This window comes from Bacillus sp. 0209A, from assembly GCF_036765095.1.
Taxonomy (GTDB): domain Bacteria; phylum Bacillota; class Bacilli; order Bacillales; family Bacillaceae; genus Bacillus; species Bacillus subtilis_G.
In genome coordinates this window covers 1-20,192 of record NZ_JBAIZV010000006.1, presented here as the reverse complement: position 1 = coordinate 20,192, position 20,192 = coordinate 1, and the positions used below count along the sequence as shown (strand labels likewise).

Sequence of the window (20,192 nt, the reverse complement as noted above, 5' to 3'; positions counted from 1 at the left end):
CACCTGTGTCTCCTTTGTGTCAAACACACAGATCATGCAGTCCAAATGGCCTGCCTTACCTATTATAAACCTAATTACAGAAATGAAAAAGAAACAAACCTTAAATTTCTTTCTCCGCTGAAAGCAAAGGTTGTATCCGCTTACCATTTAAGGGAAATCTCCTAGATTCCTCCACCTGTCATTTATGAAAGTTATCAGGCGATCTGTTCATACTAAAGGTATGCATCACAGAGAAACGAGGCGATTACAATGCTTACAAAAGACCAGCTTCAGCATTTGAAACATGAACTGGAACAAACAAAAGAGGATATCTTAAACCGTTTCAAAGACAATGACCATTTTCAGCTCAATTCAGCCTTTCCATATGATTCAATGGGGGAACTTTCGGCTTACGACAACCACCCCGGAGATCATGCAACCGAACTTTATGAGCGGGAAAAAGACATCGCTCTCGACTTGCATGAACGAGAGCATCTTCGGGACATTGAGCATTCATTGAAGGCAATAGAAAACGGCACATACGGTATTTGTGAAGTCAGCGGAAAGGAAATTCCATACGAACGTCTTGAAGCGCTCCCGACCGCCACGACGCTCGCAGAGTATTCGTCACAGGATATCATTTCTAAAGACCGTCCGATCGAAGAAGAAACACCTTTCGGGCAATTTGAATTTGACGATGATGAAGAAATCAGAGCGCCATATGACAGTGAAGATTCTTACCAAGACGTCGAAAAATACGGAAATTCATCAACACCGCAGGATATGGAAAACCCGCCGCTCAGCTATGATGATATGACGATGAATGCCGAAGAAAATATCGGCAATACAGAGTCGTACGAAAATTTCATCGCTACAGATATCACAGGCAAAGAAATTACCGTTTATCAAAGCAGAGCCCATGAGCGTTATGAGGAAGAACTCGACGAAGAGGGAATCATGACAACATTCGGCGATCTCCACGCTGATTGAACCCCCGGTTATGGGGGTTCTTTTACGTTTTCAGCATATCTGTGATCAGCTTCAGATAATCCTTTTGCAGTCCGATGTCATACCGATTGCCCTCCAAAATTTTTCCGTAAACGTTCGATATCCCGAGTGAAGATTTAATCGCATCCGTTACCTGCACTTCTCCTCCGGCATCAGCTTCCAATGTCTCCAGCTTATCAAAAATATCAGGTGTGAAAATATAACGCCCTGCTGCGGCAAAATGAGATGGCGGGTTTTGTTTAGGCTTTTCCACAATATCCTGAATGCGATAAAGCCCTTTTTCTACAGATTCCCCTTTTATCACACCGTAATGGTGCAAATCCTCCGTTTTTGTTTCCTTTAAACCGATCACACTGCACTGATATTTCGTATACGCCTCAATCAGCTGCCCCAGGGCCGGCTGATTAGCGGAGAAGATCAGATCATCCGGCAAAACGACGGCAAACGGCTCTTCGCCTGCAAATTGCTTTCCAAAAGAAATCGCGTCGCCAAGACCTTTTGCATAAGGCTGGCGCACATAATGAATGCGTATATCCGGAACCGGATGTTTGCTGAGTAAATGCAGTTTTTGCCGGGAGGCCAGAAAGGCTTCAAGCGCTAAAGAAGAATCAAAATAATCGACAATCAGATTTTTATGGCTCGATACAACCATCAAAATATCTTCAATGCCTGACTCCTTAAGCTCTTCCACAATATAATGAATGACGGGTTTAGATCCTACCGGAAACATTTCTTTCGGAATTACCTTCGTCACCGGCAGATTCCTCGTTCCGAATCCGCCGGCAGGAATGATTGCTTTTTTTATCATGTTATTTTCCCCTCAGCTCATGTTTATTACATGATATTCCAAGACCGCACCCCGATGTTTGTACACCTGAAATTAGGCAGATGCAACTGGGCTGAAAACGGAATCACGAACCAGCCCTTTTTTAATAGGATATTGATATATGACCAGTAATCTTGTAAAGGAGCTCAGGTGATGAAAATTTGCGTGGTTGGCGCCGGATATGTCGGTTTAACCCTATCAGCGGCACTGGCATCCATCGGACATGACATGATATGCACAGACAAAGACGTCAAAAAAATCGAGCAGCTGAAAAATGGAGACATTCCCTTTTACGAGCCTGGGCTTTCAGATGCAGTACATCATTGCGATAATCTCTCGTTTTCTTCCGAAGTGAAATTAAGCATGGAGGAATGTCCCGTCATTTTTATCGCAGTCGGAACCCCTCCGCGCTCGGACGGATCAGCAGATACGAAAGCGCTGCAGTCCGTTATCAGCGATTTGAGCCAGACGATCCGATCGTATAAAACCATCATTACGAAAAGCACTGTTCCCCCCGGGACAAATGAAAACATAGCAAAACAGCTGATTGCCTCCGGCGTTTCAGCAAATTCATTTAACATCGTATCCAATCCGGAGTTTCTGCGGGAAGGCAGCGCCTTGCATGACATGCTGTATCCTGACAAAACAGTTATCGGTATTGAGAAAGGAGATCACGTATCGGCAGCAATCGTCAAATCCATTTACAAACACATTGACACCCCTTATATCATCACAAGTTTAGCAGGAGCAGAGCTGATTAAATATGCCAATAACTTCTTTTTAGCAGCAAAAATTTCGTTCATTAATGAAATGGCCCGCATATGTGAAGCCTACCAATCAGATATCACAGATATTTCCCGCGCTATCGGACTTGACCCGAGAATCGGGGAGCACTTTTTGCAGGCCGGCATTGGATACGGCGGCTCTTGCTTTCCAAAGGATCTGCAGGCGCTGCAATTCGCTGCCATTGAAAAAAACACGGAGACCTACCTGCTTCAAGCCGTTCAGCATATCAATGACACCCAGATCGGCCTGTATGTCAAAAAAATAAAATCTTTCTTCGATACACTTCACGGCAAAAAAGCGGCTATACTCGGCATTTCCTTCAAACCTCATACCGATGACATTAGGAATTCTCAAGCCGTCAGGCTGATGGAAAGGCTGACAGATCTGGGGTGTGATGTCCATGCTTATGACCCTGAAGCTGTTCTGCCAGAACATTTGCGGCAACGTGTGACCCAGCATTCTCAAGCTTTTGACGCGATAGAAGAAAGTGACTTTTTATTTTTGGCCACAGAATGGCCCGAGTTTTTAGCGATTGATTGGAAAAAGGCCGCAGGCACCATGAAAGGGCGTGTGGTGATCGACGGGCGCAACGTATTGAAAAAAGAATCTCTGGAGGCTTGCGGTCTGATCTGCACGGGGGTTGGCCGCCCATGAAAATACTCGTCACAGGAGCAGCGGGATTTATCGGCTCCCACCTCTGCGAAGAATTGCTGAAGGATGAAACACATCACGTTATCGGAATCGACGACTTTATCGGACCGACTCCATTTTCCTTAAAATTAAGAAACCTTGATGCCCTGCTGCCAGAAAAACGATTTACGTTCATAAAGGAAAATCTGCTGACAGCAGATCTTTCTCCCTTGCTGGAAGATGTGAACGTCATCTTTCATTTGGCAGCCATACCGGGTGTCCGTTCAAGCTGGGGCGATCATTTTCACCCATATGCCGCACATAATATCCAAGCGCTCCAAAGGCTCCTTGAGGCATGCCGAAAACATCCGGTTCAAGCGTTCGTCTTCGCTTCCACCTCTTCCGTCTATGGCGAAAAACAAGGGAAAGTCAGTGAAGATGCGGCGCTTTATCCTTTATCTCCGTACGGGGTAACAAAGCTGACGGGAGAAAAGCTTTGCCATGTATATCAACAAAGCTTTGGCATTCCAATTGTGATTCTCCGTTTCTTTACCGTCTATGGGCCGAGACAGCGGCCGGACATGGCATTTCACCGGCTCATCAAACAGCACCTTCTGAAAAAGCCGCTCACCATCTTCGGTGACGGACAGCAGTCAAGAGATTTCACCTATATCAGCGACTGTGTCAAAGGCATCACCGCTGTTCTTGGGAACCCCCATCTTATTGGTGAAACAGTGAATATCGGCGGCAGAGAACGTGCCTCAGTCTTAAAGGTTGTTTCCCTCATTGAAGACATTTCCGGTAAAAAAGCAACACTGCACTTCTCGGACAAAGTAGCAGGGGAACCAAGAAAAACGTGGGCGGATATTTCAAAAGCAAAACAGCTCTTGCATTACGATCCCGCCACATCCTTAAACGATGGTTTGGCTAACGAAATCGCCTATTTATCGTCGCTGTATAAGGGGGAATGAAAATGAAACTTGCCTTTATCTGTACAGAAAAGCTGCCGGCGCCAGCGGTACGCGGCGGCGCTATTCAAATGATGATTGACGGTGTCACACCTTATTTCAGCAGCCGGTACGATCTGACCATTTTTTCAATAGAAGATCCATCACTTCCAAAAAGAGAAACGAAAGACGGCGTACGGTATATCCATTTGCCAAAAGAGCATTACCGCGAGGCGGTAGCCGAAGAGCTGCGGGCCTCTTCCTTTGATCTAATCCATGTGTTTAACAGGCCTTTAAATGTCTCTTTATATAAAAAAGCTTCACCAAACAGCATGATTGTTTTGAGCCTGCATAACGAAATGTTTTCTGAAAAAAAGATGACCTTCGCGCAAGGAAAAGAAGTACTCGACAATGTCACCATGATCACAACCGTCAGCGAATTTATTAAACAAACGGTCATCGATCGTTTCCCGGAAGCCGAGGACATCACAAAAGTCGTATATTCCGGCGTTGATATCCGCTCCTATCCGCCTGTCTGGACGATGAAAGGTTCGGCTGTCAGAGAAACATACAGGAAAAAGTACGGCATTGAGGATAAAAAAGTTATTTTATTCGCCGGCCGTTTAAGCCCAACCAAAGGGCCCCACCTTCTCATTCACAGCATGAAACGGATTTTGCAGCAGCATCCCGACGCTGTGCTGGTCATAGCAGGCGGAAAGTGGTTCAGCGATGACGGCGAAAACCAATATGTAACCTATCTGCGCAAGCTGGCGCTGCCATACAGAGAACACGTGATCTTTACGAAATTCATTCCCGCAGACGACATTCCAAACCTCTTTCTGATGGCGGATGTATTCGTGTGCAGCTCTCAGTGGAATGAACCTCTGGCCCGTGTGAATTATGAAGCAATGGCAGCTGGCACCCCCTTAATTACCACAAATCGTGGCGGAAACGGAGAAGTCGTAAAACACGAAGTTAACGGACTTGTCATCGACAGCTATAACAAACCTTCTGCATTTGCGAAAGCAATTGACAGAGCCTTTACAGATCAACAATTAATGAATAAAATCACAAAAAACGGCCGGCACCGTGTAGAATCTTTATTTACCTTTACCCATGTTGCCAAACGGCTCAATGCTGTTTATCAATCCGTTCTGGCACCGGAAAACAAACAATTTCCGCCGCCTCTTCTGACGAAAAACCTTGATTTATCATTTATAAATCAGCTTTTTGTGAAAGCAAAATCATAATTCCTCACAGCTCGTGTTGCAGATACGAGCTGTTTTTTTGCTGCAGGTACGCATAAAAAAGGCATAAATGTGATTTTATGCCTTGCGCTTTACAGTTTGAGAAATCCATGGGGCTGGTGCGGATTTACTTGGAAGAACAATGATTTCTACATTAGCTTCCTCCGCTGATTCTTCATCCTCTTCTTCAATTGGAGGCGCTGATCGTTTAGAATCACGCTCTTCATCAAGCTCTCCAATGGTTTTCAATTTCGTCTTTTCATCATCCATGACTTTGTGGTTTGTTTCCGTTTCCTTTGTTTCTTCTTGAGAATCTCTCGGTGCAGTGATGTTAGGGAGCTCTCGGATCCGGCCCGCAGCCATATGCTCCTCTTCTTCATTGTCAGCCGTGCTTTTGTCATGAGCCTGCCATCCCATCGATCCGGGCGGTGTAAATACGAATTGGTCGAGATCGAGTTTAGAAATGGAGGCTTTTTGTCTCGATGACCTCATGTCAATTCGCCTCCCGATACACTTTTATTTTTTTATACAGTTCCGGCAGTTTATCCAAAAACGCGTCTTTAGATTCTTCAACGGAAATCATATTTTGCAGCGCCCAGTTGTACTTCTCATCTGACCATGTTTTCTTTTGCTTCAAATAATATTTATGGCCGATTGCACAGAACAAATGCGGAAACGCCAGATCAATCCATAGCACTTCGTACTGTTTTTCTGTGAGCGGATACACTGCATCATAGGCTGCAAGCAGCGCAATCATGAAATCCGCATCCCATACAGAAAGCTTAACCATGACTTTATTCAGCAAAATGCGCAGATCTCTTGACGGCAAATCGTACGTAATCGAGTGAAGCTCCTTTAAAAAAGGCTCTCCGTCTACCTCAGTTAACCGCGCCAATGTAAAATCCTGAAAACAGAATCCGCCATGTTCATGCGTTTCTTTCGTCCAGTTTTCATAATCTGACTCATCAAGTGCTTGCAGTGCTTCTTTACCTCTGGCCAGCATTTTATCAGCATGTTTTAAGAAAGTTTGCGAAAATATGTCTTCAGGATAAGAGGCCGCGATCTGCATATTCCCTTCTAATTCCTGCAGCTTCCAGCGATACAATTTATGCCATTTGCCGAGCCTGCTTCTTTTCTTGCTTTCATCTGTGCAAACATATCCTTTTGACGCATGATGAAAATGGCCGGCAAATGACATGACTTTTTTCATTTGCTCTGCATCATAGTAAATCATTTCTTTACCTGTCACTTTGTCATATAAACTGTAAGAGACCTGATCCGTGCCTAAGCAGCTTCCGCCATTTTTTGTTTGATGAATCGGCGCTACGGGCAGCCCTTTCTCCTGTAAATGGGCATGTGCCTGAGTGATAAAAAGCATTCGCTCCGGCTTCATCTGCGCTTCTTTTAATAGCTTTGGGCCTTGATCAGTTTGTATCTCCCAGATTTTGCGCCCGCTTTTGTTTGATTTCAGTGCCACATGTTCGAAATGGAACGGATAATAGCTGAGAATATCGGATACAATCTGTTCTTCATGCTCTTTTTGGTACACTCTGTTCACCCCTTCTATCTGTTTCTTTCATACACACTGAGCAGATTTTCCGCCACCCTCTGCCAGCCGAATTGGCTTTCTGCCTCACGGCGGCTGTATTTCCCAAGCCGTTCGCGTTTTTCAGAACTGCTGAGCAAATCATTGATATGTTGGGCATATTGTTTAGGATTTTCAAAGTCATGAATGATATAGCCGTTTTTCCCTTCTTCTATGACTTCTGGATTGCCTCCTCGATTGCTTGTGATAATAGGCAGTCCAGCGGCCATCGCTTCATAATGCACCCTCGCTAAAGGCTCCTGCCATTGCGAAGAGCACACAAATACATCTGACATGGTATAAAGGCGCGGGATGTCCTTTGGCTTCACAAATTGAATAAATGTGACATGATCCTTTTGCATCGCACCAAGTGTATGAAGATGTTTGACATAGTTATTTAATTCATTATCTCCGAACCATTTTGACCCGATAAACACCATCATGACATCGGGATGCTCCTCGATAATGTCCGGCAAAGCCTGCAATAAAATGTGCGGGCCTTTGACTTTGCTGAGCCGGCCGACAAACAGGGCGATTTTTTTGCCGTGAAGATCCAGCTCGCTTCGCATATCATCACGAGCCCGCTGCCCTTCTTTCGTCCAGCGGGGATGGTACGCTTTCAAGTCCACACCGGAATACACGGTTTTTGTTTTTGATCGTGCTGACGGAAAACGGCTTGTGATCGTCCGGCCGATATAATCGCTGACCGTAACAATCTGTGCTACAGAATCAATGCAAATCTCGCCTTCTGTCTGGCTGATTTTATCGTAAGCGAACATTTCATTGTGAACGCTTAAAATAAAAACAGCGTCTGGCGTCTTTTTCTTCAGTTTTTGCACCCAGCTTGGGCGATTACAAACATGCACAAGATCAAAACGGCTCTTTTTCAGCTCTTCCCCAACAGCTTCTTCGTAACGGTCTTCATCCAAGTGCACATAATGGACTCCTTCTGCCGTCTCTCTATCAGCAAGATTCGGATCTTTAATCGAAAACACCGTCACCTCATGTCTTTTGGCAATCAAAGGGGCAACCGCTTCTAGGTAGATTTGAATGGCGCCTCCTCGAACCGAGGGGACAGGAAGCTTCTCTGTGGCGATCAGTGCTATTTTCATACATAGCCTCCATTCCTGCATGTTTTTTAACTAGTTAAAATCATGATACGGCTGAACAACCAACTTGTGCGGAATAGGACTGCCCCAAAAACAAAACGGGTAAACAACCATATTCTTTTATACATATAGTCAAATATCTCAATCACTTTTTTCATTTGATTCATAAGGTAGGAGTAAAACAGGTAAGGATGTGTCCTTTAATGGCAGAAAACCAAGAAGTCATGGAGGAGGGGAATTCATCAGAGCTTCCTTTATCAGCAGAAGATGAAAGAAAATTAACGGAGCTGGCTGAAAATGTGCTTCAAGGATGGGATGTTCAGGCTGAAAAAATAGACGTCATTCAGGGTAACCAGATGGCGCTTGTGTGGAAGGTTCACACAGGATCCGGTGCGGTTTGTCTGAAACGAATACACAGACCCGAAAAGAAAGCCTTGTTTTCCATTTTCGCACAGGACTATTTAGCCAAAAAAGGCATGAATGTTCCCGGCATACTCCCAAACAAAAAAGGCAGCCTATATTCCAAGCATGGCTCCTTTCTATTTGTCGTATATGACTGGATCGAAGGAAGGCCGTTTGAGCTGACTGTAAAGCAGGATTTGGAGTTTATCATGAAAGGCCTTGCTGATTTTCACACAGCTTCCGTCGGATATCAGCCGCCAAATGGCGTTCCCGTATTTACGAAATTAGGGCGCTGGCCGAATCACTACACGAAACGCTGCAAACAAATGGAAACGTGGAAGCTGATGGCGCAGATGGAAAAAGAAGATCCTTTCTCACTGCTTTATCTTCAGGAAATAGACAGCTTTATTGAAGACGGACTGCGCATCAAAGACCGGCTTTTGCAATCGTCCTATATTCCATGGACTGAACAGCTGAAAAAAAGCCCTAACCTCTGCCACCAGGATTACGGAACAGGAAATACACTCTTAGGGGAAAATGAACAGATTTGGGTTATCGACTTAGATACCGTATCATTTGATCTGCCTATTCGAGATTTGCGCAAAATGATTATCCCGCTTTTGGATACGACAGGCGTTTGGGATGAAGAAACATTTCATGTCATGCTGAACGCTTACGAATCCAGAACCCCATTAACTGATCAACAAAAACAAGTCATGTTTATTGATATGCTTTTTCCTTATGAGCTTTATGATGTCATTCGCGAAAAATACGTCCGCAAGTCCGCTTTGCCAAAGGAAGAGTTAGAGTCAGCGTTTGAATATGAACGCATTAAAGCAAAGGCATTGCAGCAGCTAATTTAAAATAATCATTCCCCCTGCATATCGGGGGTTTGATCTTTATAAGATAAAGGGTAAGGATAAGTCTAAATGTAAAATAAATACATACGGAGGTTGCAAATATGAAGAAAATTCTCGGCGCCATAGCGGTTTTTGTGATTACATACGCACTGTTTTCAGCCGCAGGCTTCCTGTTTCCAATTGACCAAGAATGGTACAATTCACTAAAAAAACCGGACTGGACGCCACCCGGCTCCGCGATCGGCATCATTTGGGCCATCCTGTTTGCGCTGATCTCCCTTTCAGCTGCCCTTGTGTATGCCGCGTTTTCATTTAAAGACGCGAAAAACTTTTGGTTTATGCTTTTGATTAATTATGTGCTTAATCAGGCATTCAGCTATTTTCAGTTTACGCAAAAGAACCTGCTGGCTGCATCGATTGACTGCCTGCTTGTCGCCATTACAGCATTCATATTAATGATCATAGCAAAAAAATACAGCAGAGCCACAAGCTATCTTCTGCTGCCTTATTTTTTATGGAGTGCATTTGCGACGTTCTTATCCTTTACAATCTATTCAATGAACCTGTGAACAAAAAAAGCCGCTCTTACAGCGGCTTTTTCACATCATCGGCTGGATTCCCCAAATGTCTTTCGCATATTCCCGGATCGTGCGGTCACTGGAAAAATAACCTGAATGGGCAATGTTTACAATCGACCGCTCAGACCATTTCCGCCGATCGCGATAATCAGCTTGAATACGCTCCTGCGCATCCGCATATGAGCTGAAATCTTTGAGCACAAAATACTCATCATTATGCGGAAGCAGAGAGTCATAGATCGATTCAAATTCATCTGCTTCCCCTTCAAAAAAACCATTAATCAGCTGATCCGCCACCTGTCTGATTCTGCGGTCATGCTGATAATATTCCCTCGATCTATAGCCGCCGTTTTCCTGATACGATAAAACGTCATCCGCCTTTAAACCGAATGTGTAAATACAATCTGATCCCACCCGCTCAAGAATCTCAATATTTGCGCCGTCATGTGTGCCGATCGTCAAAGCGCCGTTCATCATGAACTTCATATTTCCTGTACCAGACGCTTCCTTGCTTGCGGTTGAAATCTGTTCACTTACATCCGACGCCGGAAAAATCCGCTCAGCCATAGAAACTCTGTAATTTTCCAAAAAAACAACCTTAATCAGCTGTTTGACTGCCGGGTCATAGTTAACCTTTTCTGCGACAGAATGGATCAGCTTAATGATTTTCTTGGCATAATGATAGCTTGGTGAAGCCTTAGCCCCGAAAATAAAGGTTTGCGGATAGATAGAAAATCCCGTGTCCTCCTTTAGACGGTTATACAAATACATAATATGAAGAACATTCAGCAGCTGCCGTTTGTATGCATGAAGCCGTTTCACCTGTACGTCGAATATACTGTCAGGGTTCACAACCACCCCAGCCGTACAAAAAATCAAATCAGCAAGCTCTTGTTTTTTCCTGCTTTTGTTGTTTTGAAACTGCTCAATAAACGCGGGATCTGAGGCGTACGGTTCTAAGCGGATCAGTGATTCCGGCCGTTTTACCCATTCATCGCCGATCGCCTCCGTGATGACAGCAGACAGACCTGTATTCGCTTTTAGAAGCCAGCGTCTGTGGGCAATTCCATTCGTTTTATTGTTAAAACGATTCGGGAACAGCAAATGAAAGTCGCGCATCTCCCTTTCCTTTAAAATATCAGAATGGATTTTGGCAACGCCGTTTACACTGTAGCTGCCCACTATGGCCAGATGAGCCATTTTGACAACACCATGCGCCGTAATCGCCATGTCCTCTATCCTTTTCCAGTCTCCGGGATACTTTTCCCAAACCGCACGGCAAAACCTTTCATTGATTTCTTCAATAATCATATACATTCGCGGAAGCAGCGGCTTAAACAAATGAATCGGCCATTTCTCAAGCGCTTCTGACAATGTCGTATGATTTGTATAAGAAATCGTATGTACGGTGATATGCCAGGCCTCTTCCCAGCTCATGTTCTCTTCATCAAGTAAAATCCGCATCAGCTCAGGCACCGCAAGCGCAGGATGGGTGTCATTAATATGAATGCTTACTTTTTTATGCAGGCCGGACATAGATTTATTCGTTTTGCGGTAATTGTTCACAATGCTTTTTAAGCTTGCGCATACTAAAAAATACTGCTGCTTCAGCCGTAAAATTTTCCCCTCGTCATGGGTGTCATCAGGATATAAAAATTCTGTAACGGCTTCTGTTTCCCGCTTATAAGACAAAATATTGCCGCCATGATAATGCGCATAGGGCTCGGCATTCCATAGCCTCAATGTATTGACGGTCCCCGTTTCATAGCCGATAATCGGAATATCATAAGGAACAGCGGTAACGATTGTAGCTTGTTCATGCCGAAAATGCAGGCGCCCGTTTTTTTCTGTCACATGCACCTCGCCCCAAAACGGTACGTCAACAGCCTGATCCGCATTTCTTACTTCCCATACGTTTCCGTTTTTCAGCCATTGTTCAGGCAGCTCCACCTGATGCCCGTCTACAATTTTTTGCTCAAACAAGCCGTGCTTATAACGAATGCCCATCCCGTGTCCCGGCAAGTTCAACGAAGCGAGAGAATCTAAAAAGCAAGCGGCCAAGCGCCCAAGCCCGCCGTTGCCCAGACCTGCATCGCTCTCTATCTGAAGGATCTCCTCTAAATTGATGCCGATATCTTTCAAGCCTGCTTCTACCACATCACGAACACCAAGATTCATTAAATTTTGTTCAAGGAGCTGACCGAGAAGAAATTCGATTGACAAATAATATGTCTGCTTTCCGCAATTGGACCTGCTCTTTTCATTCGTCTGGATCCACTCAGCGCTGATATACTCTCTGACCATATTGCCCAACGTTTTATATTGGTCCAGCTTGGCAGAGTCTCTAAAGCTTTTTCCGCACGTCATTTCCAGACGACTTAAAAATAAGGCTGCAAATCGTTCTTTACTCGAGAACATCCCGTCCACTCCTTGTCACATGCTCAAAAATGCGCTGATACTCTTTCGCTGACTGCTCCCAGCTGTAATCTGCGTTCATTGCGGTCTTCATGAGGCTCTTCCATACATCCTTTTGGCGATAAAACGACAGCGCCCTTTCAATCGTATATTTCAGATCATGCGCATTGAAGGCGGAAAACGTAAAGCCATTGCCCGATCCCTCTTCCTCCTGATAGGAATGAACAGTATCATAAAGACCGCCCGTCTCCCTGACAATCGGAATGGCGCCATATTGGAGAGCAATCAGCTGGCCCAAGCCGCACGGCTCAAATTTCGAAGGCATCAAAAACAAATCAGAGCCCGCATAAATTTGATGGGCAAGCAGCTCGTCAAATCCCATATAGGCTCGGCACTTCTCATGAAAAGCAAATTCTGCATACCGGAAATAGTCTTCAAATTCACGTTCCCCTGTCCCCAGCACAATCAGCTGTATGTCCTGCTCCTCAAGGAGTTCGTGCATAATCCTGCGCACAAGATCAAGTCCCTTTTGCTTAGTGAGCCTAGTCACCATACTGATCAGCGGAATATCGTTTCGCTCTGGAAGCCCCATCCGCCGCTGAAGCTTCGTTTTATTTTCTTCCTTGCATGCAAGATGCTCCGAATCGTAATGCACAGCTATATAAGGATCGCTCTTCGGCTGATATAAAGAATCATCAATGCCGTTTAAAATGCCGGTTACATCATTTTCCCTATATCGCAAAACCTGATCCAGCTGTTCACCGTAATAAGGCGTCAATATTTCATTTCTGTAAGTCGGGCTTACAGTTGTCACATGATCAGCCGCAATGATGCCCGCCTTCATAAAATTAACGAATCCGTTGCATTCTAACTTTTCATAATGAAAATGATCCATCTCAAGCCCTAGCAAGTCATGTGTGACATCAGGCGGAAAAATGCCCTGAAACTGCAGGTTGTGGATCGTGAGCACACTTTTCATCTGTTCATAAAAAGGATGTTTCCCGTATTCCTCTTTCAGCAAATAATTGACCATCGCTGTATGCCAGTCGTGAGTATGAACAATATCGGCTTGAATATTTACAGCTTCGACGGCCTCCAGCACAGCTCTAGAAAAAAAAGCAAAGCGTTCACCGTCATCATCATACCCGTACAACGAATCCCTGTTAAAATAATATTCATTGTCGATGAAATAATAATTCACATCATCATCGGCCATATATTCAACCCCGCAATATTGCTGACGCCAGCCGACGGCTACCGTACACTCAGCCGCTTTTCTCATACACTTTTTCCAGCGTTCAGGTATTTGGCTGTACTTCGGCAATATCACAGCTACTTCATTGCCTAATCGCGCAAGTGCCTTTGGCAGAGCGCCGGCTACATCGGCAAGACCTCCTGATTTAACAAACGGGGTGCATTCAGATACAGCAAACAATATCTTCAAGAATTCATCAGCTCGCCTTGCACCAAACCTTTTCTTAATACAAGCGGCTGCTCGGCTGTTCCCGCAGCCTCAGTCGAATTGCCGATTTTAACGTCCTTATCAGAAATAACCTGCTCAAGCAGACACTCCTCGCCAATCTGCGTTTTTTGCATAATAATGCAGTTTTTTAGCTTCGTTCCCTTTCCGACATGAACCCCCCTGAACAAAATGCAGTTTTCAATCTCTCCTTCAAGCACACAGCCATTTGCCACCAAGGCGTTTTTAACAGTGCTGTGTTTTCCGTATTTCGTCGGCGGCTCATCCTTCACTTTTGTATAGATCGGCTGCTGCGGCAAAAACACCTGCTGCCAAAAACGAGGCTGAATGAGTTCCATACTGTGGGTATAATATTTTTCCACCGAATCAATGACAGCGGCATAACCTGAATACTCATAAGGGCAAATGGTCAAGGCGGAAGCTTCCTTTTCAACAGCCTCCTGAATGGTTTTATAGCCTTTTTCACGATGTCCATAGATCAGGTCCTTCAAAAGCGTTGTAGACATGATATAGATTTGCAGCGACTGGCCGTCCTGAAATACCTCTGTGATGTCGCAGCCAACCTCCTGATGGCGTTTCAGCACAAATTGAAATTGAATGTTGCAAACGGTATGACTGTTGGAGATGACAGCATATTGCTGTGTGCTTCTGTGGAAGTAATCAAGATGGTCTGAAAACTGGCGGAAAGAACCGAATTCATCATATTCTTGATGAAGGTGGGGCGACGGGAAAAAAAAGAGACCATCCTTTTTTCGATGCAAATCCCATTCCTTACCCGCTCCAAGATGATCCATAAGCGAACGGTAGCGATACTTCGGAAAAATCGCGACACTCCTAATATCCGCATTTACCATGTTGGAGAGCATAAAATCGATCAGACGGTACCTGCCGGCAAAAGGGATTGCCCCCAGCGACCGCTGTGCCGTTAAATCCTGAAGAGAATGCTTATATGTGGTTTCATCTATAACACCTAACATTTGATTATTAAACACTGACTCTGCCCCCTCTTCAGTATTAGATCCATTCTTTTTCTACAAATTCCCCGGAAACGAGCAGCACCTCCTGAATGTCTTTTTCAGACTGAATTACTGCGCCATCCGGAAGCACCAGACCATTAGGAACAATGGCATTTTCAATCACCACATGCTCGCCAATCGTCACATCCGGCATAATAACCGACGACGTGACAGTCGCATGCTTACCGACAGTAACACCTTGAAAAAGAACGGAATGAGTCACATTTCCATACACAACACACCCTTCATTCACAAGCGAATCATGAACCTGTGCGTCAGATGAAATAAATTGCGGAGGCTGATTCGGATTGACGGAGTAAATTTTCCATTTCCGTTCAAAAAGCTTCAGCTCCGAGTCCTCTCGTAACAAATCCATATTGGCTTCCCACAAGCTCTGCACTGTTCCGACATCCTTCCAATATCCTTTGAACGGATAAGCAGATAGCTTCTTTTTCTCCTCTAAAAGCATAGGAATAATGTCTTTGCCGAAGTCGTGGCTTGAATAAGGATTTCGGTCGTCCATCTCAAGATACTGTTTTAAAAGCGGCCAATTGAATATATAAATTCCCATTGAGGCAAGATTGCTCTTAGGGAATTTGGGCTTTTCATCAAAATGTGTGATCGTCCCATCTGCATTGGTCTTCATGATACCGAACCGGCTTGCTTCCTCCCAGCCCACTTCGATGACAGAGATCGTTACATCCGCTTTCTTTTCAATGTGAAAATCAAGCATTTTGCCGTAGTCCATTTTATAGATGTGATCTCCTGATAAAATCAGCACATACTCAGGATCATACTGATTCAAATAATTGAGATTTTCATAAATGGCGCTTGCTGTCCCTTTATACCATTTGACTTCTGATGACTCGGCATAAGGGGGTAAAACCGTCACGCCGCCATTATGTCTGTCAAGGTCCCACGCACTGCCGATTCCAATATAGGAATTCAGCTCAAGCGGCTGATATTGTGTTAAAATCCCGACTGTGTCTATGCCTGAATTGGAACAGTTGCTGAGCGTAAAATCAATAATTCTGTATTTTCCCCCGAAAGAAACAGCCGGTTTGGCCATATTTTTAGTTAATCCGCTGAGACGGCTGCCCTTCCCGCCGGCAAGGAGCATGGCTACACATTGTTTTTTCATCTTTTTATCTCTCCTCTTTTTTTAACCGCCCGTAAAATCGAAATGCCGTAAGGGGGAATGGTCATCGTGATATAACCCGGTTTATGATGTAAAGCTCCCTTTTTGGATGCTAACGGCTTTTTGTTGATTTGTCCTGAGCCTCCATATGTTTCACTGTCGCTATTCAGCACTTCGATGTATTGGGTAAGAAAAGGAACTCCAACATCATATTGATGATAGACTGCGGGTGAAAAATTACAAATGATGACAAGCGCCTCACCGTGCCTTTTGCCATATCGAATAAAAGAAAAAATCGATTGTTGGTCATTATGGACATCAATCCATTCAAATGACTGTGCACGATGATCATGTTCATAAAGGATTTTGCTTTTTTGATAAAAACGGAGAAGATCTTGCGTAAAAACGCTGGCTTTCCGATGCATGGGGAAGGAGTCCAAAAACCAATCAAGCTGCTCTGTGTCTTTCCATTCATCAAATTGGGCAAATTCTGTTCCCATAAAAATCAATTTCTTTCCGGGATGAACCGTCATATAACCGAGCAAAAGCCGATACTGGGCAAATTTCTGCCAATAGTCGCCAGGCATTTTATTAAGAATTGATTTTTTTCCGTAAACGACTTCATCATGAGAAAATGGCAATACAAAATGTTCACTAAACGCATACAGTAATGAAAAAGAAATAAGCTGATGACAATACCGCCGTTCTTCTGGCGGCGTCTCCATGTATTTCAGTACGTCATTCATCCAGCCCATATTCCATTTAAAATGAAAACCGAGCCCCCCTTCCTCAGCGGCACCTGTCACTTGAGGCCATTCCGTCGAATCTTCCGCAATCATCATGACATGCGGATATGCCTCTCTCATCGTTTGATTGAGTTTTTTTAAAAACCCAACTGCATATGGATTCGTGTGGCGTTCATGCTGATTTGGCCAATACAGGATATTAGCCACTGCATCAACCCTAAATCCATCTATATGATAGAGTTCCGCCCAGTACAACGCATTAGAAATTAAAAAACTATGAACTTCCGGTTTTCCCAAGTCAAAGTTTGCCGTTCCCCATAGCCAGTTCTCCCGATCACGTTCATCTTGATATTCATAAAGAGGCCCTCCATCAAACATATAAAGACCATGTGCATCTTTACAAAAATGTCCGGGTACCCAATCGAGAATGACTCCGATGTTTTCTTGATGGCATTCATCGACAAATCTCATCAAATCATGAGGCGTGCCAAACCTGCTTGTCGGGCTGTAGTACCCTGTTCCTTGGTATCCCCAGGAACGATCATAGGGGTGTTCATATACCGGGAGCAGTTCGATATGGGTAAACCCATGCTTTTTGATATAAGGAATAAGCGACTGACTTAAATCTTTATAAGAGTAATGCCTGCCATCAGAATGTTTCTTCCAAGAACCGAGATGAAGTTCATAAATAAAAAGTGGTTTCTCATACAGCGTCTTAACCTTTTGTTTCTTTTGCCATTTATGATCTTGCCAGCTGTATCCTGCCAGATCATAAGTCAGTGACGCTGTATGAGGCCGGACTTCTGAATAAAAGGCGTATGGATCTGCTTTCAGCCTGATCTCACCGCTATGAGTCACGATTTCATACTTATATCGTTCCTGTTCTGCCAAGCCCGGAATAAATAAAGTCCAAATGCCGTTATCGTTCACTCTATGCATCACATGCTGTTCTCCTGACCAGCTGTTAAAATCCCCAGCTACTCGAACTTCTGACGCATGAGGCGCCCACACACAGAATTCATATCCGCTTTGGCCATTCAGCTCACGATAATGCGAGCCAAATAGCTGATAGCTTCTAAACAGACTGCCTTCGTGATAAAGATAAACATCATGTGCTGTCGGGCTGGCAGCGGTCATGTAATCATCCTTTCTGACATCATAGTTTTTATATATAGTATTTATTCGAAGAAATAAAAAAAAGCCCTTTCATGAAAGCGCTTATACTTATTGACATTTAAATTCATTTTCTGAAGAAAAACGAAATATATGGAGATTTTTGTTGTTTTTTTATAGAATAAAGCATGAAATCTATCATGAATTATATAAAATAATGACCACCCGTGATAACGGGTGGTTTTCTCTGCGGCTGAAAGCCTTTGTTACTGACCAAACCCTAAAGGGCTTCTGAATGGTTCGCCTTATGTACTACTTCTACTGGCGAGACCTCAAAGGCCTTCTCCCTATTTCCTTTTCTTTTTCTTGACCTCTTCACCTGTGAATGGATCGATATATTCCATCATTGTTAATTGTTCTGCCACGATATCATCTTGTATCTGATTTCGTATATATTCTTCGTTTACCTTCTCCCAACCGTATCTACATAATATCAAGTACACCAAAATTTCCGGTTCCCATATCTGTATTTCAAATTTGCGTGACGATCAAATATCATTAAACTACTTTTTCCTTTCAAATATCCTATGAATGCCTATTCACTTATCACTGGCGGAATGCTCACTAACATATGGATCTATTTTGCACGCTGTTGCTTCGATAACCTCGACACCTTTTCTTTAACGTAGGGTACCGAAAATTCCCCCTATATCTTTTTTAATTTTCCCATAAATGACTTGTCTTCTGTACTTCGGGGCAATTACGATGTGATACTATGTGTGTGCTAGACTATTACTGTCTTTTGACATTATAACTCCTCCGTATGCTCATATTTTGGTTGGCGAACCAAAAATATTTAGCACCTCGGAGGAATGTTTTTTTATAACGCGCTGGAAGCTTTTTGGAATCATAGGCCTAGCCGAGGGTTTTCTTTTCCACAATAAAAAACCTTGCAGAATATGCAAGGTTTTTGGATGATGACCCGTACGGGATTCGAACCCGTGTTACCGCCGTGAAAGGGCGGTGTCTTAACCGCTTGACCAACGGGCCGATGATTGAGAACTTCTAACTGTAATCATATGGCGGAGAAGGAGGGATTTGAACCCTCGCGCCGCTTACACGACCTACACCCTTAGCAGGGGCGCCTCTTCAGCCACTTGAGTACTTCTCCATTTGGCTCCACAGGCAGGATTCGAACCTGCGACCGATCGGTTAACAGCCGATAGCTCTACCACTGAGCTACTGTGGAATATAAATCATGGTGGGCCTGAATGGACTCGAACCATCGACCTCACGCTTATCAGGCGTGCGCTCTAACCAGCTGAGCTACAGGCCCATGACAATATAGAAATGGAGCGGGTGATGGGAATCGAACCCACGACATCAGCTTGGAAGGCTGAGGTTTTACCACTAAACTACACCCGCAATTTTTATTTGGGGCGATTGATGGGAATCGAACCCACGAATGCCAGAGCCACAATCTGGTGCGTTAACCACTTCGCCACAACCGCCAAAACATATATATTGATAAATGGTGGCTCGGGACGGAATCGAACCGCCGACACACGGATTTTCAGTCCGTTGCTCTACCAACTGAGCTACCGAGCCTAAGTATTATTTAAATGGCGGTCCGGACGGGACTCGAACCCGCGACCTCCTGCGTGACAGGCAGGCATTCTAACCAACTGAACTACCGGACCATTTTTTGGTTGCGGGGGCAGGATTTGAACCTGCGACCTTCGGGTTATGAGCCCGACGAGCTACCGAACTGCTCCACCCCGCGATGATTAAGAATATATATGGCGGAGGAAGAGGGATTCGAACCCCCGCGGGCTTTGACACCCCTGTCGGTTTTCAAGACCGATCCCTTCAGCCAGACTTGGGTATTCCTCCGTATAATGGTGGACCTTGTAGGACTCGAACCTACGACCGGACGGTTATGAGCCGTCTGCTCTAACCAACTGAGCTAAAGGTCCATTGGTAGCGGCGGAGGGGATCGAACCCCCGACCTCACGGGTATGAACCGTACGCTCTAGCCAGCTGAGCTACACCGCCAAATATTTATTAAAACCAAGTGGAGCCTAGCGGGATCGAACCGCTGACCTCCTGCGTGCAAAGCAGGCGCTCTCCCAGCTGAGCTAAGGCCCCAAGAATGGTCGGGAAGACAGGATTCGAACCTGCGACCCCATGGTCCCAAACCATGTGCTCTACCAAGCTGAGCTACTTCCCGATTACATGTATATCATGGCGCGCCCGAGAGGAGTCGAACCCCTAACCTTTTGATCCGTAGTCAAACGCTCTATCCAATTGAGCTACGGGCGCAAAAC

15 protein-coding genes, 15 tRNA genes and 1 pseudogene are annotated in these 20,192 nt (G+C 44.6%); 6 read left to right on the top strand and 25 right to left on the bottom strand.

Features of this window, described 5'->3' with window-relative positions:
- Positions 1-249 precede the first annotated feature (249 nt).
- Positions 250-969 (top strand): yteA family sporulation protein, encoded by a 720-nt coding sequence (locus V6D44_RS18190; protein ID WP_087992923.1) that lies wholly within the window; start codon positions 250-252, stop codon positions 967-969.
- Between the two features lie 22 nt (positions 970-991).
- Here V6D44_RS18190 and V6D44_RS18185 read toward each other — a convergent pair whose 3' ends face one another.
- Positions 992-1,795 (bottom strand): UTP--glucose-1-phosphate uridylyltransferase, encoded by an 804-nt coding sequence (locus V6D44_RS18185; RefSeq protein WP_253268507.1) that lies wholly within the window; start codon positions 1,793-1,795, stop codon positions 992-994.
- 171 nt (positions 1,796-1,966) lie between these two features.
- Between V6D44_RS18185 and V6D44_RS18180 the strand changes: the two genes are divergently transcribed.
- The 3 genes from V6D44_RS18180 to V6D44_RS18170 are packed head-to-tail and all read left to right on the top strand — an operon-like array spanning position 1,967 to position 5,426.
- Complete coding sequence (locus V6D44_RS18180) at positions 1,967-3,253, top strand: UDP-glucose dehydrogenase family protein (RefSeq protein WP_253268508.1); 1,287 nt, start codon at positions 1,967-1,969, stop codon at positions 3,251-3,253.
- Positions 3,250-4,200 (top strand): NAD-dependent epimerase/dehydratase family protein, encoded by a 951-nt coding sequence (locus V6D44_RS18175; protein WP_202329143.1) that lies wholly within the window; start codon positions 3,250-3,252, stop codon positions 4,198-4,200. The genes V6D44_RS18180 and V6D44_RS18175 overlap by 4 nt, the downstream gene beginning before the upstream one ends.
- A 2-nt stretch (positions 4,201-4,202) precedes the next feature.
- The gene (locus V6D44_RS18170; RefSeq protein WP_087992927.1) at positions 4,203-5,426 is read left to right on the top strand and encodes a glycosyltransferase family 4 protein; all 1,224 of its coding nucleotides are present in this window, start codon (positions 4,203-4,205) and stop codon (positions 5,424-5,426) included.
- 75 nt (positions 5,427-5,501) lie between these two features.
- On the opposite strand, the gene V6D44_RS18165 is transcribed toward V6D44_RS18170, so the two are convergent.
- From V6D44_RS18165 to cotSA, 3 genes are read right to left on the bottom strand one after another with little or no spacing between them, the layout of a single operon-like run.
- A complete protein-coding gene (locus V6D44_RS18165) occupies positions 5,502-5,915 on the bottom strand; it encodes a hypothetical protein (protein ID WP_087992928.1) in 414 nt (137 codons plus the stop codon).
- Position 5,916: 1 nt separating this feature from the next.
- Complete coding sequence (gene cotS / locus V6D44_RS18160) at positions 5,917-6,972, bottom strand: spore coat putative kinase CotS (RefSeq protein WP_087992929.1); 1,056 nt, start codon at positions 6,970-6,972, stop codon at positions 5,917-5,919.
- A gap of 14 nt (positions 6,973-6,986) precedes the next feature.
- Positions 6,987-8,120, bottom strand: coding sequence for a spore coat protein CotSA (gene cotSA / locus V6D44_RS18155; RefSeq protein ID WP_087992930.1), 1,134 nt, complete (start codon positions 8,118-8,120; stop codon positions 6,987-6,989).
- A gap of 188 nt (positions 8,121-8,308) precedes the next feature.
- Between cotSA and cotI the strand changes: the two genes are divergently transcribed.
- Together cotI and V6D44_RS18145 are read left to right on the top strand one after the other, a co-directional pair.
- On the top strand, positions 8,309-9,382 hold the full coding sequence (cotI, locus tag V6D44_RS18150) for a spore coat kinase CotI (RefSeq protein WP_087992931.1): 1,074 nt from the start codon (positions 8,309-8,311) through the stop codon (positions 9,380-9,382).
- Between the two features lie 98 nt (positions 9,383-9,480).
- On the top strand, positions 9,481-9,948 hold the full coding sequence (locus V6D44_RS18145) for a TspO/MBR family protein (RefSeq protein WP_087992932.1): 468 nt from the start codon (positions 9,481-9,483) through the stop codon (positions 9,946-9,948).
- A 30-nt stretch (positions 9,949-9,978) separates the two neighbouring features.
- On the opposite strand, the gene glgP is transcribed toward V6D44_RS18145, so the two are convergent.
- The 21 genes and pseudogenes from glgP to V6D44_RS18040 all read right to left on the bottom strand — a co-directional run bounded on the left by glgP (position 9,979) and on the right by V6D44_RS18040 (position 20,187).
- The gene (gene glgP, locus V6D44_RS18140; protein ID WP_333516788.1) at positions 9,979-12,375 is read right to left on the bottom strand and encodes a glycogen phosphorylase GlgP; all 2,397 of its coding nucleotides are present in this window, start codon (positions 12,373-12,375) and stop codon (positions 9,979-9,981) included.
- A complete protein-coding gene (gene glgA / locus V6D44_RS18135; RefSeq protein ID WP_087992934.1) occupies positions 12,362-13,816 on the bottom strand; it encodes a glycogen synthase GlgA in 1,455 nt (484 codons plus the stop codon). Before glgA ends, glgP begins: the two co-directional genes overlap by 14 nt.
- Complete coding sequence (gene glgD, locus V6D44_RS18130) at positions 13,813-14,844, bottom strand: glucose-1-phosphate adenylyltransferase subunit GlgD (protein WP_087992935.1); 1,032 nt, start codon at positions 14,842-14,844, stop codon at positions 13,813-13,815. Before glgD ends, glgA begins: the two co-directional genes overlap by 4 nt.
- A gap of 22 nt (positions 14,845-14,866) precedes the next feature.
- A complete protein-coding gene (locus V6D44_RS18125) occupies positions 14,867-16,009 on the bottom strand; it encodes a glucose-1-phosphate adenylyltransferase (protein WP_087992936.1) in 1,143 nt (380 codons plus the stop codon).
- Entirely contained in the window at positions 16,006-17,889 is a 1,884-nt protein-coding gene (glgB, locus tag V6D44_RS18120) for a 1,4-alpha-glucan branching enzyme (protein ID WP_253268511.1), read from the bottom strand. Before glgB ends, V6D44_RS18125 begins: the two co-directional genes overlap by 4 nt.
- A 323-nt stretch (positions 17,890-18,212) precedes the next feature.
- A pseudogene (tnpA, locus tag V6D44_RS18115) lies at positions 18,213-18,632 on the bottom strand (IS200/IS605 family transposase).
- Between the two features lie 211 nt (positions 18,633-18,843).
- A tRNA-Glu gene (locus V6D44_RS18110) sits at positions 18,844-18,915 on the bottom strand.
- Between the two features lie 30 nt (positions 18,916-18,945).
- Positions 18,946-19,036: transfer RNA gene (locus V6D44_RS18105), tRNA-Ser, on the bottom strand.
- Positions 19,037-19,039: 3 nt separating this feature from the next.
- Positions 19,040-19,114 (bottom strand) — tRNA-Asn (locus V6D44_RS18100).
- A 10-nt stretch (positions 19,115-19,124) separates the two neighbouring features.
- Positions 19,125-19,201: transfer RNA gene (locus V6D44_RS18095), tRNA-Ile, on the bottom strand.
- Between the two features lie 15 nt (positions 19,202-19,216).
- A tRNA-Gly gene (locus V6D44_RS18090) sits at positions 19,217-19,290 on the bottom strand.
- A 10-nt stretch (positions 19,291-19,300) separates the two neighbouring features.
- Positions 19,301-19,376, bottom strand: a tRNA-His gene (locus V6D44_RS18085).
- Positions 19,377-19,397: 21 nt separating this feature from the next.
- Positions 19,398-19,473: transfer RNA gene (locus tag V6D44_RS18080), tRNA-Phe, on the bottom strand.
- Between the two features lie 15 nt (positions 19,474-19,488).
- Positions 19,489-19,565: transfer RNA gene (locus tag V6D44_RS18075), tRNA-Asp, on the bottom strand.
- Between the two features lie 6 nt (positions 19,566-19,571).
- Positions 19,572-19,648: transfer RNA gene (locus tag V6D44_RS18070), tRNA-Met, on the bottom strand.
- Between the two features lie 17 nt (positions 19,649-19,665).
- Positions 19,666-19,758, bottom strand: a tRNA-Ser gene (locus V6D44_RS18065).
- A gap of 6 nt (positions 19,759-19,764) precedes the next feature.
- Positions 19,765-19,841, bottom strand: a tRNA-Ile gene (locus V6D44_RS18060).
- A 2-nt stretch (positions 19,842-19,843) separates the two neighbouring features.
- Positions 19,844-19,920, bottom strand: a tRNA-Met gene (locus V6D44_RS18055).
- Positions 19,921-19,940: 20 nt separating this feature from the next.
- Positions 19,941-20,013, bottom strand: a tRNA-Ala gene (locus tag V6D44_RS18050).
- A gap of 5 nt (positions 20,014-20,018) precedes the next feature.
- Positions 20,019-20,095 (bottom strand) — tRNA-Pro (locus V6D44_RS18045).
- 15 nt (positions 20,096-20,110) lie between these two features.
- Positions 20,111-20,187: transfer RNA gene (locus V6D44_RS18040), tRNA-Arg, on the bottom strand.
- Positions 20,188-20,192 lie beyond the last annotated feature (5 nt).